This window comes from Bacillus sp. CH30_1T (assembly GCF_008364765.1).
In the GTDB taxonomy this organism is placed as follows: domain Bacteria; phylum Bacillota; class Bacilli; order Bacillales; family Bacillaceae_B; genus Rossellomorea.
The window spans coordinates 422,851-440,459 of sequence record NZ_VTUY01000004.1 but is presented as its reverse complement, the minus strand read 5'-3'; the positions used below and the strand labels follow the sequence as shown (position 1 = coordinate 440,459).

General features: G+C 38.6%; 17 protein-coding genes and 1 riboswitch. Of the genes, 10 read left to right on the top strand and 7 right to left on the bottom strand.

What is annotated here, in order from left to right; genetic code table 11:
- Positions 1–77 precede the first annotated feature (77 nt).
- Entirely contained in the window at positions 78–284 is a 207-nt protein-coding gene (locus F0342_RS09735; protein WP_149155754.1) for a hypothetical protein, read from the bottom strand.
- 134 nt (positions 285–418) lie between these two features.
- Positions 419–1,504: a hypothetical protein gene (locus tag F0342_RS09730; protein ID WP_149155753.1), complete on the bottom strand. Its 1,086-nt coding sequence runs from the start codon at positions 1,502–1,504 to the stop codon at positions 419–421.
- Between the two features lie 267 nt (positions 1,505–1,771).
- Between F0342_RS09730 and F0342_RS09725 the strand changes: the two genes are divergently transcribed.
- From F0342_RS09725 to F0342_RS09695, 7 genes are all read left to right on the top strand, one after another.
- A complete protein-coding gene (locus F0342_RS09725) occupies positions 1,772–3,580 on the top strand; it encodes a hypothetical protein (RefSeq protein WP_149155752.1) in 1,809 nt (602 codons plus the stop codon).
- A gap of 92 nt (positions 3,581–3,672) precedes the next feature.
- Positions 3,673–4,329, top strand: a complete 657-nt coding sequence (locus F0342_RS09720; RefSeq protein WP_149155751.1) for a PIG-L deacetylase family protein — start codon at positions 3,673–3,675, stop codon at positions 4,327–4,329.
- On the top strand, positions 4,326–5,660 hold the full coding sequence (locus tag F0342_RS09715) for a glycosyltransferase family 4 protein (RefSeq protein ID WP_149155750.1): 1,335 nt from the start codon (positions 4,326–4,328) through the stop codon (positions 5,658–5,660). The genes F0342_RS09720 and F0342_RS09715 overlap by 4 nt, the downstream gene beginning before the upstream one ends.
- Positions 5,660–6,838 (top strand): carboxylate--amine ligase, encoded by a 1,179-nt coding sequence (locus F0342_RS09710; protein WP_149155749.1) that lies wholly within the window; start codon positions 5,660–5,662, stop codon positions 6,836–6,838. Before F0342_RS09715 ends, F0342_RS09710 begins: the two co-directional genes overlap by 1 nt.
- A 2-nt stretch (positions 6,839–6,840) precedes the next feature.
- A complete protein-coding gene (locus F0342_RS09705; RefSeq protein ID WP_149155748.1) occupies positions 6,841–7,902 on the top strand; it encodes a phosphotransferase in 1,062 nt (353 codons plus the stop codon).
- A 29-nt stretch (positions 7,903–7,931) separates the two neighbouring features.
- Positions 7,932–9,200: a glycosyltransferase family 4 protein gene (locus F0342_RS09700; RefSeq protein ID WP_262481705.1), complete on the top strand. Its 1,269-nt coding sequence runs from the start codon at positions 7,932–7,934 to the stop codon at positions 9,198–9,200.
- Between the two features lie 48 nt (positions 9,201–9,248).
- Positions 9,249–10,175 carry an NAD-dependent epimerase/dehydratase family protein gene (locus F0342_RS09695; protein ID WP_149155747.1) on the top strand — a complete coding sequence of 309 codons (927 nt, stop codon included), beginning with the start codon at positions 9,249–9,251 and terminating at the stop codon, positions 10,173–10,175.
- Positions 10,176–10,277: 102 nt separating this feature from the next.
- Here the strand turns inward: F0342_RS09695 and F0342_RS09690 are convergent, their stop codons facing one another.
- Entirely contained in the window at positions 10,278–11,675 is a 1,398-nt protein-coding gene (locus F0342_RS09690; protein WP_149155746.1) for a protoporphyrinogen oxidase, read from the bottom strand.
- Between the two features lie 236 nt (positions 11,676–11,911).
- Positions 11,912–12,019: riboswitch (SAM riboswitch) on the top strand.
- 108 nt (positions 12,020–12,127) lie between these two features.
- On the opposite strand from F0342_RS09690, the gene F0342_RS09685 reads away from it, so the two are divergent.
- Positions 12,128–12,343 (top strand): Fur-regulated basic protein FbpA, encoded by a 216-nt coding sequence (locus tag F0342_RS09685; RefSeq protein ID WP_149155745.1) that lies wholly within the window; start codon positions 12,128–12,130, stop codon positions 12,341–12,343.
- Positions 12,344–12,503: 160 nt separating this feature from the next.
- On the opposite strand, the gene spoIIP is transcribed toward F0342_RS09685, so the two are convergent.
- The 3 genes from spoIIP to F0342_RS09670 all read right to left on the bottom strand — a co-directional run bounded on the left by spoIIP (position 12,504) and on the right by F0342_RS09670 (position 15,856).
- Positions 12,504–13,667, bottom strand: coding sequence for a stage II sporulation protein P (gene spoIIP / locus F0342_RS09680; RefSeq protein ID WP_262481690.1), 1,164 nt, complete (start codon positions 13,665–13,667; stop codon positions 12,504–12,506).
- A 99-nt stretch (positions 13,668–13,766) separates the two neighbouring features.
- Complete coding sequence (locus tag F0342_RS09675) at positions 13,767–14,240, bottom strand: DUF2975 domain-containing protein (RefSeq protein WP_149155744.1); 474 nt, start codon at positions 14,238–14,240, stop codon at positions 13,767–13,769.
- A gap of 140 nt (positions 14,241–14,380) precedes the next feature.
- On the bottom strand, positions 14,381–15,856 hold the full coding sequence (locus F0342_RS09670) for a flavin monoamine oxidase family protein (RefSeq protein ID WP_149155743.1): 1,476 nt from the start codon (positions 15,854–15,856) through the stop codon (positions 14,381–14,383).
- A 204-nt stretch (positions 15,857–16,060) separates the two neighbouring features.
- Between F0342_RS09670 and F0342_RS09665 the strand changes: the two genes are divergently transcribed.
- Both F0342_RS09665 and F0342_RS09660 read left to right on the top strand, forming a co-directional pair.
- Complete coding sequence (locus F0342_RS09665; RefSeq protein ID WP_149155742.1) at positions 16,061–16,297, top strand: hypothetical protein; 237 nt, start codon at positions 16,061–16,063, stop codon at positions 16,295–16,297.
- A gap of 100 nt (positions 16,298–16,397) precedes the next feature.
- A complete protein-coding gene (locus F0342_RS09660) occupies positions 16,398–17,159 on the top strand; it encodes an AAA family ATPase (protein WP_149155741.1) in 762 nt (253 codons plus the stop codon).
- A 97-nt stretch (positions 17,160–17,256) separates the two neighbouring features.
- On the opposite strand, the gene F0342_RS09655 is transcribed toward F0342_RS09660, so the two are convergent.
- Positions 17,257–17,571, bottom strand: a complete 315-nt coding sequence (locus F0342_RS09655; protein WP_149155740.1) for a DUF3892 domain-containing protein — start codon at positions 17,569–17,571, stop codon at positions 17,257–17,259.
- Between the last annotated feature and the right edge of the window lie 38 nt (positions 17,572–17,609).

Here is a 17,609-nt window from a genome sequence, read left to right as displayed (position 1 = left end):
CCTATCATTTTCATTTTTTCTCCATAAAAAAATGACTGGATTGCCTCCAGTCACTTTTTGTCTCCAAATAATGTTAACTAAACTTTACGAACGGTAACATTATTTAAGTTAGACGTGTTCATATGGCCGTCATCATCAGCCCATACAACGAAGTTATCGCTTGCGTAAACATATGAACCCTCTTCGATTTCTTCGTCACCAGATAGGACCTCGATTTTATCACCTAGAGATAAAATTTTATTAAGAAAATCAGCCATACTTCCATCTTTGAACAAATTTGACATTATGTTTCCTCCTTTCGGTGTTTACTCTATTTTTATGCTGAACCGTTAAATGCGTAAAGGCAGATAACTAGATTTCATAAAAATATTTCGAATTAGTCATTTACTAGATTAATTATTCCTTATTATTCAAGCAGTTAGTTGATAGGTGTATGATCTGAGTCATCTTTTGGAGAGCTTTCCTCCATAATGAATGTTTCCTCCTGGTTTTCGGACTCTTCAACTACATCAATGCCTTCATCATCTATTAGTGAAGAGGCAAGGCTCTCCTCCGGTGTTTTGATGTCTAGTTCTTCCTTTAACACCTCATGTGAGTCACTTTTGATTTCGAAACTTATTTCTTCAATGCCTGGGTCCGGCTCTTTTTCCTCAGATTGATCTTCATCTGTTTCCAATTGCTGAGTATACACCTCTTCCTCTTCTGAATCGTTAGAGGAATCTTCAACGATCAAATTGATTACCTTTTCTTTTTCATCAAATGAACCGGGTATGGAGTCTAATCCTTCACCACCAGAAGAATCAAGAATTTCTACAGTGAAACTCTTATTTTCAGTTGTTTCATTGTCCTCGTGTACTTGTTGAAGAATTAGATTCTCCCGGGAACTTCCCTCAGTCTCATGTTCTTCATTCTCAAGCTTTACGAAGTTCAGCAGTTTTTCATTAACGCCGGAGTGTTCATTCTTTATATCCTTTTTCCTTGAACCTTTTTCTTTCTTTTCCCCTTTATCTTTTTTCTTCTTATCATTTTGGTTATCACGTTTATATTTAGAATTATTTTTGTCCTTGTGTTTCTGGTTTTTCTTTCTCTTGCTGCCAATTTTCCTTACACTGATCGGACCGCATAAATCTGTGAAATTGACATTTGCATCATTATCCATCCAAATGAGAATATTGTCGAACGCTGCCACAAATGTCCCTCCGCTGTCAATCATTTCATCCTCAAAGAAAACTTCAAGATGATCTCCAAGCTGGAACATTGAATTCAACACCCCTTCTACTGATTTACAGGGGAGGTCGTCAAAATCCTGATTCGAACAATCCTTTTCATGATCGTCTGCACAGTTCTCATCTGTTTCGGGAATATCTTGATTGCCTGATTTTTCTTGCTTACCGGCGTCTCCTAAGCACAACTCATCTTGCTCATCAGGATCTCCCTCACAATGCTCTTCATCGTCATGATGATCTGAATATCTTCTCGTGTAATCATCATACTCTTCTACCATAGGTTTTCCACTCCTTTACAATTTGTCTACAATTCATAATCAATATATGTATGGGAAAAAGGAATGTATAGCCTATTTTTATGGTATTATCCCAAATTCCGCTCACTCTATCCGGGCTTTTGAATAGGTTATTAATAGATACAGAGACGTGGAGTGAAGCACATGCCCAATTGTTATCTTTTTATTAATGAATATATATTGCCAAGGATCTTTTCCTCCTGTTATTACGATGACTTTATGGTCCCTTGTCACAATCAATCCATCTTTGTGAGCTACCAAAAACCCAAAAAAGAATCTGTTACATCTCCCGTAGAACAGCTCCAAGATGCCCCTTTTCTTGATCAAACTCATGTATCTCAAGTCATTCACAGTATGATGAGCAGCTTGAACGAAACTAATACTCACCATCAATCGACTGAGCGACCTTCTTTCGACATCACTCTAACAACTGAAGATCAACCCAGCATAGTACTTTCTCGAGTTTCTAAACCAAAACACCGTAAAAGACGTGGCAAATGTCCCCGCTTACTATCCCGAGAGGTGCGACCATTCGAAAGATTCAACTATATCGATCCCAACAACAGTATCCCCCAATCAAAATATCAGGCAAGCGCACCAACCATACAACATGTACAAAAAAATAATCCATCGAACAGCCAATGTGACCATGAAGAAAGTAAGGATGAGCAGGAGAAAAGATTAAGAAAAGAGACTAGAAAAGATAATCATCAAAATGAGCAAAAAACCTATATAAAAAGGCAAGATAATGAACCAGTCAACGATAAGGCTTCTCATGAGGAGAAACAACATGACCTTAAGAAACAAGAAATGAAATCTATGCGTCCCTCCCACTTATTAGAATCAGATGGTACATCACAAACTTACTCAGCCGGCTCGTCCATTGAAGATGGTATTCGTGACATCATTTTGAAAGAAGAAGAAAATTCGAAAGCAGTTTTACATGAAGACCCTTTGGAAGATAAAAAAGATGACCAGCTCTATACCCGCTTAAAGGAAGATGAAGTTGATAAAGATATTTCTAACCAATCATCATTAACAATGGATATATTGGATAACCAATCTAATATATCCATAAACGAAGATATAAATTTAAAATCTACTACTGAAAACAACATCCCTGGCTCGATTCCTTCAGCGAAAGATGTGAAATACAAACTAATTCGCTCTTGCGTGAGGGCTAAGAAAATCGTTAATGAAAATAAGCAGTATGCTTCCGAATTCAATTTCGAGATCATTAGCTCGAGTCCACCGGGTAAAGAATTGAAATACAAACTAAATCGGACTGATATAAGTACTAAAAAAATCATTGATGGATATAAGAAAAATACTGATGAAATCAATTTCAACATCGTAAACTCGAGCCTACCAGCTAAAGAAGGAAATAATAAAGTCAAACGTGTAGATCACTCAGCTATAGAATCGGCAGGTGATGAATCAAATTCCCCTACTCCTACTACAGAATTTCACTTTGATATCTTACACTCTGCTTCATCAGTAAAAGAAGTGAAAAAGGACGTCAAGCCAACAGACGTTTCACCTATGAGAGTGAAAAAAAACGAAACAAAATCTACTCCATCTATTAAAAAAGTTCAATCTGATATCTTAAGCTCCAAGTCACCCGGGAATGAAGTGAAATACAAACTAAATCGCACTAATAAACAGTTCAAATACAGTAATTTCAAATATAATAATATCGTAAAAGACGAAGTGAAAAGTACTAAAGAGCAGGATTTCGATATCTTACACAACAACAGCCCAATTAAAGAATCAAAATTACAACCATTCCACCAGAAAACTAATAAAAAAGTTAGTAAGCCAGCCTTACCTTCTCTTCTCACCAAGGATAAAGACGACTTCCATACCACGATTTTGAATAAATATTTCACACTTGGTGACAAAATCAATGTATATGCGGGAAGTAAACTACTTGATCAGCAAGGAACATTCTTAACAGCCGGACCTGATTTCTTCATATGGATTGATGGTGATGGATATGTCCGGTTACAAATTATCAGCGGTGGAATTAGTATTGGTCAAACGAAAAAAAATAAATAAGAAACAGACATTAGCCCTGTGCTAGTGTCTGTTTCGACAATATAGAAGGATACATATAGTAATGTAATAGAGATTAAAATGGGGTGAAGGGAATGAAAGAAACTGTATTGGTCATAGCAGCACATCCAGATGATGAACTACTTGGGACAGCTGGTACGCTAAAGAGGTTAGTGGATCAAGGGAATAGAGTCGTCTCGATCATTACAGCAAACGGAAGAAAGGAAGAGGCCCATCACATTCAACAGCTTGCCCGGAAAGCAAACAAAGAGATTGGGATTAAAGAAGTTATTTTTCTGGAGCATCCGAATCTGGAATTAGAAATGATGCCTCTACATCTATTTACTAAAGAAATTGAAAAATTAATTGATATCTATCAGCCTACTAAGATTTTTACCCATCATTACGGCGATTTGAATATCGATCACCAAATTACGTTTCAAGCCGTATTAACAGCAGTTCGTCCTCTACCAAATAGACATCCGATTGAATTGATTACATTTGAAACTGTATCCTCAAGTGAATGGAATATTCAGACAAATGATAAGCAATTTAAACCGAATTATTATGTAGACATTTCATCGGTGATTTTTCAAAAAATTGCTTCCTTAAAACATTACGAAGTGGAAATGCGGGAGTTTCCACATCCACGTTCCTATGAGGGAGTAAAACATTTAGCAAGTGTCCGAGGCATGACGGTTGGGGTACCTTATGCTGAAGCATTTGAAGTTATAAGGAGGGTCTGGAAATGAAAGAACTATTTTTTCCTTATCCTTATCTTGTTTCTGCACTCGATAAATATTATGGAGTTAAGTCAAAACCCATAACGGCAAAAATAAAGGATAAGGGTAAAGATTCTAAACGAAAAAAAGAACGCAAAAAGAAATCAAAGACTAAAAAGATGAAAAGTAAATCTGGCAGTAAGAAATTATCCATTCTGATAGCCACTTTTTGGGACTATCCTCATACGGGTGGTCTTTCCAATTACATTACCACTCTACGAGAGGGCTTGAGGTCTTTAGGTCACAAAGTGGATGTCATTGCTCCGAATCAGTTTTCACAAGTGAATGTAGAAAAGCTGCGTGAGGTGATCGTTCCTGAATTAAAGACTTTCTTTGAGCAACGATACGGATCATACACAAGCAAAATTATACAAAGTAGTCGTTTGCTCTACATCTATGAACAGATGATGAAATCTGTAAAACTGGAAAAATACGATATACTTCATGCTCAGGATTTATTCACAGCCAATATATTGGGGAGATTCAATGAAGATTTAGGTAAACCTCTTCTTTTCACCCCACATGGCATGTTCACCTTTAGCAGGGTCAAATTTAACCGAATTGAAAAAGGGTCAGTAGAAGAAGTGTATTATAAAGAGATTGAGAAAAAAGCGATTGAATACGCGACTCATATGGTCATTTTAAGTGACTCTTTCCGTGATCCATTAAGTTCACTTGGAGCGAAATCTGTAAATCTGACTACCGTTAATACAGGGATTGATTATAAAACCATTGATCGCGGTAAAACGAGTGGGAAAATTGTGATTTCATGCATCGCAAGACTTGGACCTAGAAAGGGACATTCGGACTTATTTAATGCCCTTTCTCGAATGAATGGAACCGGTAACCAGGTTGAAGTGCAAATTGTCGGGGATGGGGAAATGCGTGAAGCGCTTGAAGCTCAAGTCAAATCGTTAAGACTATCAAACGTTCGATTCTTAGGTAAGCGCGATGATGTCCCTGCCATACTAAGCAAAACAGATATATTTGTTCTTCCAACCGTCAATGACAACCTTCCCATTTCCATTATTGAAGCCATGCATAGCGGTGCAGCGATCCTGACAACTAATTGCGGCGGTATTACGGAAATCGTTCATCATAATGAAACCGGAATCATTATTGAGCCAGGCAATGTCAGCCAGTTAGCAACTCAACTCAAACACTTGATCGGAAATGAAGCACTGAGAAAGAAACTGGGCGGCAATGCGTATCAATATGCCAAAAATCATCTCACTCGGGAAGCCATGGTTAACAAGATTGAAGGGGTTTACCAAAATCAAATAGTTTCGGGGGATGAATAATGTTGTCATCACATCCAGCTGTTGTCCTTGATTTAAGCGCTAATGGAGTTGGCATCATTCATGCCCTTTCCCGAAAAGGCATTGATGTATATGCATTTGATACAGAAGGTCCCTATTCAAAGGGAAAATCAAGACTTGCAACATGTGGGGTATGTCCAAGCCCCTTAAACCAAGAAGCAGAGCTGCTGTCTTTTTTAAAAGGAATAGCGATGAATCTTGATAAGAAGCCTGTGCTCTACGCAGGTGCAGATGATTATGTTGTCTTCATCTCAAAATACAGGAACGAATTATCCGAGTACTACCTGTTTTTATATCCTGATCACTCTTTAATTATGGATTTATTAGATAAAAAGAAGACCTATGAATTAGCATTGGAATATAATGTCCCAACAGCCAAAACCTTTTTTGTGGAAAATTTAGAGCAACTTGATGAGGCGATTACTCAATTAGAATTCCCATGTATTTTAAAGCCTGTGTTCGGACATGAATTCAGAAAACATGTAAATAAGAAAGCCATTCATATTCAAGACGCCATCCAATTAAAGAGAATCTATCCTATTTATCGCAAGTTCGGTGAGCTTATTATTCAGGAAATCATTCCCGGAGACAACCAATGCTTTTATAAAGTGGCCACATTTTTCGATGAGGATATGGAATTACTTGCTCTTTTCACTCTCCAAAAAAACCACCAATTTCCTGCAGAATTCGGAACGGGAGCACATATCGTGAGCAAACGAATACCTGATCTGGTTGATGTCGGTGTTCCGCTATTGAAAGAGTTGGGACTAAAAGGAGTAAGTATGATCGAATATAAAAAAGATCCACGGGATGGGCAATATAAGCTCATTGAAATCAATCCCCGGTTCTGGCTGACACATAGTTTAACCGGTCACTCAGGAGTTGATTTCGCCCTTCAATATTACCTGTATCTTACAGGTCAATGCCCATCTCCAAAACTGCAGCAAATTGACGGGGTTCAATGGATTTACCTAGTACGTTACTTCCTTACCTTTCTTGAAAAAAGAAAAAATGGGGAAATGAGCTTAAAAGACTTCTTTTATGGGCTCAGAGGAAAAAAGGTATTCGCTCTTCTTGCCTCTGATGACCCTATGCCATTTATCAGGAGTACCATATCTCACCTGAGGAATGCGTGGAAAAGAAAACGAAGGAGTGATTGAATATGTATACACCGCAAGAACTGAATTCTATGCTTCATAAACACCGAATAGAAGAAAAACTCTCTACGTCCCTTGGGAATAAAGTGACTATCCAGGCTTCATCAATTCAAAACCTTAAATCAACAAAAAGAAGCAGCATTTATAAGCTTCAGCTACACACACACACAGACAACTTCCCTATCATTTTTAAAATCTACCATTCTACCAAATACAAAAATGAAGTCGAGATTAATGTCTACAATCATGCTTACCCATTTTTAAAAGAATTTCTTCCTGAAATCTACTTAATAGAGAAACATGGAAGTGATACATGGGTGTTCATGGAGTTCGTTCGGCAAATTCGTGGACAGCTGACCTTTACACCAAAGCATTTTGATTATATTATCCCAACCCTTGCTAAACTTCACGCCAACACGTACGAAGAAAATTTCATGAAAGAAAAAAACACTTTTCAAAATTGGTTTCCCATTTACAACTCGGTAAAAATGAAAAACGACCGGGAAAAATTCATATCAAATACAATGACATTTCTAGACAATGCCAAGAAGGATAAACAATTGAAGGACATCATCAAACCACATTATAAATCACTAAAAAACTTATACAGTAACGGACCTGACTTCTTTCCGGAACTATTGGCAAGCGGCTCCTCCATTACTCATGGAGATCTTCATATGCAGAATATCTGTTCTAAAGATGTCAGCAAAAATGAACCCTGGGCGATTCAATTCATCGATTGGGAATCAGCCAAATATTCCCCAACATGGTTTGACATGATTGTCCTGGTAGAAATTTTACTAGGTTTTCGGAAGGATTGGCAAAGCAAAGCAGAAGAAATTCGTACTCATGCGGTCGACGTATACACCAGTGAAATGAAGAAATATGGAATCGAGTTTAAAACCAAACCCATTCAATTATACAAAATGGCGTACCTTCAACGAACCCTCGAAAAAGGATTACACACTCAGCTAAGACGTATCTTTGACAACCGTGGAGGTGAGCTTCTTCCCTACCATTTAGAAAAAATATCAACTTGGGGAAGTGAACTGGGAATCTATAAATAGATACGAAAGGATGAGAAAACTTGAGTCGAATGCCCCCTTTCAACATTCACCCCTCTCTTCTTGCCATCATGGATCAGTATTATGATGTGGAAAGAGACTTTAAGGAGTCTCTCACTCTCCAACCATTCGGTCAGAAGACAAAAAGCAGTGATTCAAAGCCAATGAAAATCTTATACGTTACATTTTTTCAATACCCTCATACAGGTGGTTTGTCTCATTACATCACTTCTATAAAAAACGGATTTGAAGAGCTCGGCCATAGTGTAGATGTACTAGCGCCTAACCACATGACTTCAGAACAGCTTGAAGAATGGATTCCCCAAGCTGCCTCTGCAGCCCGTAAGTTTATGAATAGATGCTACGGAAAAGTTAATGAAAAAATCGTCAAAAATCTTAGTTTCCTTCATGTATTTGAACTCTTTCTCAAAGAAAAAAATCTCCAACAATATGACATCATACACGCTCAAGACCTATTTGCCATCTTCATATTGGGACATTTGAACCAAACATACCAAAAACCTTTACTCTTTACGCCACACGGATTCTTTACGAAAAGTCGCTTGAAATTCAATAAAATGCAGAAAGATTCCATCGAAGAAGCTTACTTTACTGAACTTGAGAAAGTAGGCATTAAAGCAAGTACTGAAATCGTTATGATTTCAGATTCCTTTCGACCTAACTTAATGGATTTCGGTGCAAAAGATGAAAGGATGGTCACCGTTCATACGGGCATCGATTTCAAATCACTTCCTCATAAAAATCATGAAAACATTATTCTGACGTGTGTCTCCCGACTGTCCCCACGCAAAGGTCATGAATTTCTCTTGGAAGCATTGTCCAAGATTCGTGAATACCTGACTAATGTAGAAGTATGGATTGTCGGAGATGGTGTCATGAAGGAAAAACTGATTGAACAAGCGAAAGAACTCAAGCTAAATAATGTGATCTTTTTTGGGAAACGACACGATATACCCCATATTCTTTCGATGTCGGACATCTATGTATTAGCAACTGTGAATGACAACTTTCCCCTATCCGTCATGGAAGCAATGTTTTCCTGGCAAGCGGTCATCTCCACCACATGTGGCGGTATCACGGAAATGGTTCAACATGAAGAAACAGGCATTCTTTGTGAACCTGGTAACGTCGAACAGCTGACACATGCGATAAAGCGTTTCATAACAAATAAGGAAGAACGTCATAGGTTTGCTAACGCTGCTGAATCTTACGCTCGTCAACACTTAACCAGCCAGGTTATGACTAGAAAAATTGAACAGATCTATCAAACATATTTATGAAGAAAGGAGACTCATCATGAGGGAGAATGAACTGATCCACGATCATACATGAAGATTTTAGTTACAGGCGGTGCCGGATTTATCGGCTCACAACTCATAGATTTACTGCTCGCTGAAGGCCACACCCCAATTATTCTAGACAACTTCTCTAATGGCAGGGAGGAAAATGTGCCAAGTGGAGTCAAAATATATAGAAAAAATCTATTATCCGATGAAATTGAAAGAATTTTCAAAAAAGAAAAACCCGACATCGTTATGCACCTCGCTGCCCAAGTGAGCGTAGCTAAATCACTGGAAAATCCTGCAGAAGATGCGGCAGTCAATGTATTAGGAACCGTAAAGTTGTTGGAGTACAGCACCAGATACGGTGTAAAAAAATTCATCTTTTCCTCTTCCAGTGCAGTATATGGTTATACAAATGAGGTGATTCATGAAGGGAGTTCTACAAGTCCCATTTCCTTCTACGGTACCTCAAAATTAGTATCAGAAACCTATATCAAACTATTTAATAAGCTCTATGATCTTCCGTACACCATTTTGCGCTACGCCAATGTGTACGGACCGAGGCAAAGATGCGATGGTGAAGGCGGAGTTATAAGCATTTTTATTGAGCAACTATTAAACAATGAAACACCAATCATTTTTGGGGATGGAAGCCAGACTCGGGACTTTGTTTACGTAGAGGACGTAGCCCGGGCAAACCTTCTTGCCATCACAAACGCTGACGACCAAGTCATCAATATCGGCACCAACACGCAAACAACAGTCAACCTACTCTACACCTTACTTTCAAACCAACTCCACTCTTCGCAACAGCCAAACTACGCAGCGAAACGGGAAGGTGACATTTTACACAGTCACCTCTCAAATTCGAAAGCTCTACACCATCTAAATTGGGAACCTCAATATGATCTGAACTCAGGTTTAGAGAATACCATTGAATATTTCAAAAAGAAAATGGAGAATGACGAATGATTTAATAACTCGTGCAAACACAAAGGAAAAGAGCTTGGAAAATTCCAAACTCTTTTTCTTTATTCTTTATCTCTCCTTTTCTAAAAAATGAAGTAAAAGTAATCAAACTTTCTCCTTTAAATCATCTATAATCCATTCTGCGGTCTTCTTCCCGTTTTGAATACACGCGCCAATGCCCACTCCAAAGTATGAAGCACCTGCCAGCTTCACACGTGGAAGTTCGGTTGCAAGATTTTCATTTAACCATTGCACGGACTGACTGTGCTCAAGATGATAGTTTGGCATTAGGTCTTTCCAGTTCGTTACTTCCACAGAAACCGGATCTCCGTCTATGCCGACGCTTTTTCTGATATCTTCAAGTGCTGTCCTCACAAGTTCTGCCTCGCTATACTCTTTCAACTCATTGTACTGAGGGTTTGTACTTTTATAAAAAAGTCTCAATAAAAGGTTTTGATTATTGGACGTATGCTTCCACTTCCGACTCGTCCACGTACATGCATCACATTTCACATCTCTGCCATTTGATACGATAAAGCCTGTACCATCTGCAGGAAGTTCCTCATCTGGAATGTTAAATCCAAGGTAAATCGAAATAAGTGAAGAGTTTTTCAATTTGTTAAAATCAGGTTCAAGTTTTTCATGAGTCAGAATCTTCTGGGTTACGTCATGAGGTGTTGCGAATACCACATAATCCGCTTGAATTCTACCATGGCCATTAAGAGTCAGCTCATATTTATCTCCATTCTTTTGTAGCTTAGTTGTTTCTACCCCCTTTAAAATTGTCCCACTGAAACATTTTTCTTCTAAACGTTCAATGAGGGTTGATAAACCATTTTTAAACGAGATGAATTTTTTATTGGATGCCCCCTGGAATTTTTGCTTATTTGCAGATAAACCTTTAATGATACTGCCGTAATCATTTTTATATTCAAGTAAGTATGGGAGTGTCGAAGCCATTGTGAGCTTATGCAAATTTCCAGAGTATACCCCTGACAGTACTGGAGCTACCTGCTTCTCAACAAGTTCCTTACCCAGGAATGCTTCTAGAAATTCACCGATGGAACTTTCTTTTGTAAATCGCGTGTTTTCCGTTTCAAAGTCTTTAAGAGCGTCAATCTTCCCTTCCTCTGACACCAGAGTGCTATTTTTAAGAGACTCAACGGACATGGGAATTCCGAAAATCGTGTCTTGGGGAATCTTGTGTAATTCGCCATTTGTGTATATGTATGATGTGCCTGTTTCATTATAGACAAGTTCCTCTTGAAGTTGAAGTTCCTCAACTAAAGACAGAACCCCTTCATTTCGAACTACGATGGAATCTGCTCCTGCTTCCATAATGAATTCGCCTTCTCTTATGGTTCTAATTTTGCCGCCGAGCTGCCGATCTCGCTCGATTAGGATTAACTCGATATCTATTTCTCGTTCCATGGACATTTTTTGAAGATGGTACAGAGCTGTTAATCCCGTAATTCCTCCACCTACGACAACCACTGTCTTCATACGTTTCACTCCAATAATTGCGTTTATGTATACAGATTATCATGTTTTTTGTTGATAAGAAAAAGATTCTGTGTCTGAAATGGTAAAAAATATAGGAATGAAGGTTAGTTCCACATTTATATTCCAGGTTTCAATCCCCCCTTCTAGCCTATAATCTTTATCGAACACTTAATTCCTAGTTGACAACTATGAATACTTATATATATAATATAAGAAATCCATGACAACTATATAACCACTTATCCAGAGAGGTATAGGGACTGGCCCGATGATGCCTCAGCAACAGATTCTACATCATAGAACACTGTGCTAATTCCACAAGCATTTCGCTTGGAAGATGAGTTGAAGTTTGATACATAAAGCCTTCTTCTTATCTACTACTAGGAAGAGGGCTCTTTTTAATAAATGAGCCACTTCCTTTATTCGTATACTAATAAGAGGAGTGATCAAAAATGGGGGAAATCCTTCAGGAAGCAATTCATAATCGAAGAAATGAGTTAATAAACAAGTTAATTGTCCACAACATTTTCAAAAAAGGAGACAAACAATTATTCGAATTGACGCTGCAAGAACTTGAGGACGAATACAAATATCTTCAAAAGGAATGCCATCCACATAGCGATGTTGGGTCCATTCATTGGAGAAATTGTGGGAAATTAAGCAGTTAAAAAAGCAGCGATCCAAGGAAGTGGATTGCTGCTTCCTTATTTTATTTGGGGTTTCGTTGGAGGAAGAAAACTAGTTCATATTGTGGCCGTTACGGAAACCTCTCTCCTCGGGAACAAAAAAAAGACGTCCACCACACGGCATACGTCTTATCTCTGTCACTTATTGTGCATTCACCTCTACAGCATCCTTCTGGTGATACTCTGCAAAAATCTCTGCAAAAGCTTCTGTAGAGTTATACAATTCCACTAAATTATTTTCCACTCCACCAAACTCAAGCAACATGGCTCTCTCGGTTAGGTCCTGATTGTAGACCCCGTTACCTTCAGCTTTTGTTTTAATGAAGACTCCCCGGCTGATGCCAGGATATTTTTCTTCCAGTTTAGCATTCAAATCCTTTGCGATCTTAAGATTCTTTTCAAAGTTTTTGTTTTCTTTCCCTACGATAAAAAACAAGCGCGCGTAGTTTTTACCGTTAATGGTTTTGGTAGTGATGTTTCGTGGCTGAGAATCCCGATGGATATCAATCAGGTACGTTAAGTCATCGTTTTGGGCGATGGCTTCTTGTACTAGCCCCCTTGATAACTGATAGGATTCAAAATATGTCCATGACTTGTCTTTGAGTGCTTTGTTTACATCTGTCTTATCCTGAACCGCTCCAATACCCCGTGCTTCAAGCTCTTGTTTTAATTTGGATCCGACAGCAATGACGTTCACCTTTTCGTTAGTACTCGCTGGATCTTTCGAATCGTTATTCTTAATCAGCGGGCTAAACGCTTCCCAACTGTGTGAATGATAGATGTAGACAGATTTTTCATCAATCTCTTGAACTCCGTCTCCCGAGTTATTGTTTGCCTGATCGATTTGACTCTGATCGATTTCCTGATCTTTCAACTGATCTTCTGTAGGAGCCGGTGATTCATTTGGGAGGTTCGTAATGTCTGTCCCTTTCCCCGCAACGGCTATGTGAGTATGATAATTTTCGATTCCTGGGATTTCCCGTCCAAATAAACTTCGTGGATCAAGAAGTGAAACATTCGTGACGCTTTCCAACCAATCAAAATCACTGTTTAATTCTGCCTCGTTTGTAACTCGCAATCCTGTCATTTCCTGTGACAACAACATAAGAAACGTTTCCTTCGGTACTAGTTCCGACATCGATGAATACAGTAAACTATCCACCCTCAATTTAATGGCTGTTGACGAGATCAACCATACGGTCAAGTACATGAAGATAATACCGATCAATACTACCCGAATGATGGCCTTCATAGAGACGAATACTAGTGGGACTAAGCTATTGTTGTTTCGAGACTTATACGACATCATCAGTACCCCTATATAAAGTATTTAATAGTTAACTTTATGCAGGGGGTTGATAGAGTAGAAGGTTTTTTCCGGGATTCGGTCGGATTTCCTAGTTCCTCATACCGTGAAGTCATTTTCAGATTTTAGTTTAAGTGCATTTCGTAGTAATTCTTGAAGGACTGCTGCGAAAATCGAAATGGTGACAGACGCAAAGCTGATTATGATCCCAACCATAGCAATACCCGGATGAAGAGCATTTTGGATTAGTAGAAATACCATACCTGCCACATAAATGGCAGTAATCAGTAAAGCATACAGTTTTATTCGGTGAAGAGCCACTATTGCTTTCGCTGAAAAAGCGTTCTCTTCAATAAACTTTAAAAGCTTAAAAGCTTGATACAGCGCTAAATTAAATGGAACCACAGTTAAGTATAACCCTATTAGAATCGGCCATTTCAAATAAGCGAATTCCGGAAATAGATCAGCCGAATGCTTTGCCATGGTTGGCAACCAGACAACACAAAGTATGAATACAGTCGCTCCTATTGCCATTACTGCCCCTTTTAGAAAAATCGTCGTTCCTCGTTTCATATCACACCTCTGATACCATGTTTTTCTAAATTATATAATGAGATTTATTGTTTTCCAATAATATATTATTGATTTTATATTCTCTATTAAAAACCTCCTATACAAACAAACGCATGAGCAAACCCATACGTATTAAACCTTTATCTGCTATTCACTTCATTGGCTGCCCTCACCGCCGACTCTATCGCCCCTTCAATCCAACCATGAAAAGAGGACGTGTGCTCTCCGGCAAAATGAATTCTGCCTTCAGGTTTCTTGATATAATCCCCGATATCAATTGCCTGACCAGGGGTATAAAGGGTAAAACATCCTGCAGAGAATGGGTTTTTACTCCAGTTGTAGACTACAAAGTTCAGCATTTCTGTATACACCTGTTCACCATATATTTTAAAGAGGTCTTCTAAAACTTCTTTGATGATTTCTTCTTTTGATTTGCTGTTCCATAAGAGTGCATTCTGTCCCCAGCTGTAACTCGCTAACATGACCCCTGGTTTGTTGCTACCCTTGTCGTGACTCGGCATAAAAGTAAAGCGTGTAGGGAGATCTGACACGATGTTTCCGTAATTCAAATCTTCCCAGAAGCGACGACGAAATTCGATTCCTATTTTCACGGATGGAACATTCGTTACTTCCCGAATCGCCTGCCACTTTTTGAAGGATATTGATTCATAAGGTATGACATCGATATACTGGAAGACAGTAAAAGGGATGGTTACGATGACATAATCAGCATTGTATTCCTGAACCAATCCGTCTACGCAATCTACTGCCCGAACGCTTACACCGCCATCGGATTGAATAATGTGGGTCACTTTTTGATTCAGTAGAATATGTGTCCCAAGCTCTTGGACAAATCCATAAGGTAAGTGGTCGTTTCCTCCCTTTATTTGATAAAATTTTGTTTGTTTCCTGAATATAGGAAAAATGATGTCTTTTAATATGTCGACGAACGAGAATTCAGGGAATCCTTCTATTCCGAGAATGACATTGATTTTTCGGATGGCATTAAAGGATAATGATTTACCGTATGGGTTATTTGCTAGAAATTGTCCCATAGAATAGCCAGAGTATTTTTTTATTAATTTTTGCTGTTCCTCATAGTCACTGTTTCTATATAATTCGATAAAGGGGCTGGTTGCTTCAAGGAATAATTCTGAAGCTGTTTTTCCCCTTTCTTCTTCTGGTAAAGGATACTGTAGAATGTCTGGATTTTTTTCGTATTGTTCTCTTGTTGTCAGGATATTGTTTACTAATAGTAAATCTCTTGGGGAATTATTGATGAATTCTTGATAGGGCAGATTGAATTTTCTGATATACTCGAACACTAACTTGTGGTTATCGGGAATCCTCATGGCTCCGAGATCCAAATAATTACCGGGTGTGAATGGCTTGCGAACTGTATATACCCTGCCTCCGATTCGTTTATTTCCTTCTAATATCGTTACGTCATGCCCGGCATTTTTCAGTAGAGAAGCTGCGACTAAACCACTCATTCCTGCTCCAATGATGATCACTTTTTTAGACTTAGTTGGATTTAATCCATTCCGGATAATGGCCAGCATATCGTCTGGATAGTTCAATTTGGAGGGGTCACTTCTTGAAAGTTGATTTACCATCTCATCACCCACCTCCCTTTTTCTTACATCATATGACGTCAAGAAAGGGGGTATACGTATGATGTCTGTGACAAAGAGCTCATTTCCAGTCACTTTCAGAACAAACGTTTCTATTTATACGTTTATATGTTATAATTAAGTTTCATTGGGTCTACGAGACTGTATTTAGTCAATCCCTCGAGCAGTAGAAGGGAGACATGTTATATGTCACTAGAAAATATCGTAACCATGCTCAAGACTCTTAAGGAATTCAAGGATAGTGAGATTGTTCATACGATATCAAGTCATGATCACTCACCTGTTATGACCGTTACCTACCAGTTGGACAGGGATTGCTTTCAAATCACATATATGGATTCAATGAAAGTTGAAGAGTTTACAGACATTCGCCTTTTGGCTACAACGATAGAAAGTGTTGTTCTTCTCGAACCTTCAAGATAGGATTATAAAATGGAATGCCATTACGTAAATAGTGATGGCATTTTTTTATACCCGGATTCTGTTTAATTATGCTAACCTATAGATAAAAAGGAGGGACATAATGTCTTTATCTTCTCAGCATTATATTCGAAAAGTGTCACTTCATAGGGAAAACGTTCCTTCCTTTCATTCGTATCCTTTTCATATTCCGAGTATTCGGAGCCTGACAGACCTCTCCTTTCACCCCAATGTTACATTTATTGTGGGGGAAAATGGAATGGGGAAATCAACTCTTCTTGAGGCCATTGCAATGGCCATTGGTTTTAATCCTGAAGGAGGTACGCTGAACTTTTCATTCTCCACGTATGATTCGTATTCGAATCTCGATAAGTACTTGAAAATTGTGAGAGGAGTCGATCGACCTAAGGACGGTTTTTTCTTGAGAGCAGAAAGCTTTTACAATGTTGCGACGAATATTGAAGAAATGGATCAGCAGCCCTCTTTAGGGCCACGAGTGATTGACTCATTTGGAGGGAAATCACTTCACGAGCAATCACACGGAGAAGCCTTTTTCTCAACCTTCATGAATCGTTTTCGAGGGAAAGGGATATACATCCTGGATGAGCCCGAAGCTGCACTCTCCCCCTTAAGGCAGTTATCCATGCTCTCCAGGATACATGAACTTGTGAATGATGACTCCCAGTTCATTATTGCCACTCACTCACCCATTCTGATGTCATACCCTTCTTCTTCCCTGATTGAATTAACAGAAGAAGGTTTACAAGACTCATCATTGGAAGATACGAGTCATTATAAGATTATGAAGCAATTTTTTGATGACCGGGAACGAATGATCTATCATTTATTAAAAGAAGAAGACTGAATGTGGAATAGGATTTATTCAGAATTATTAAAGCATTCCCTTATTAATAAAATCGAGCTTAAAACTAATTCCAGTTTTAAGCTCGATTTTATTATTGTTAAAAAGAAGGAAGTTCACTAAGATTATTCTCTTTTAAGCCGTCGGGTTCACTGCGAAGAACATCTCTGCCATACCGATGAATCACATCGACATGAGCCAGTTTTCCTGACTTTGCTTCTTCAAGTGCAGTGATATAATCCAGCTCTCTCCCACTTTCGGTTCTAAAAGCGATGAGATCATCATCCGCATTGCGTCGAACAGCTACAATCTGTTCCGCACCAGTTGCAAGCTCCTGAGCCATTTCGACTTTTGCCTGAAATTTCCCTTGCTTCTTGTATTCTTCATAAACCTGTTCAAAGCTCTTCTTTTCCATCTGTTTCACCTCCCGAACATACGTTTAGTATTAGCTCT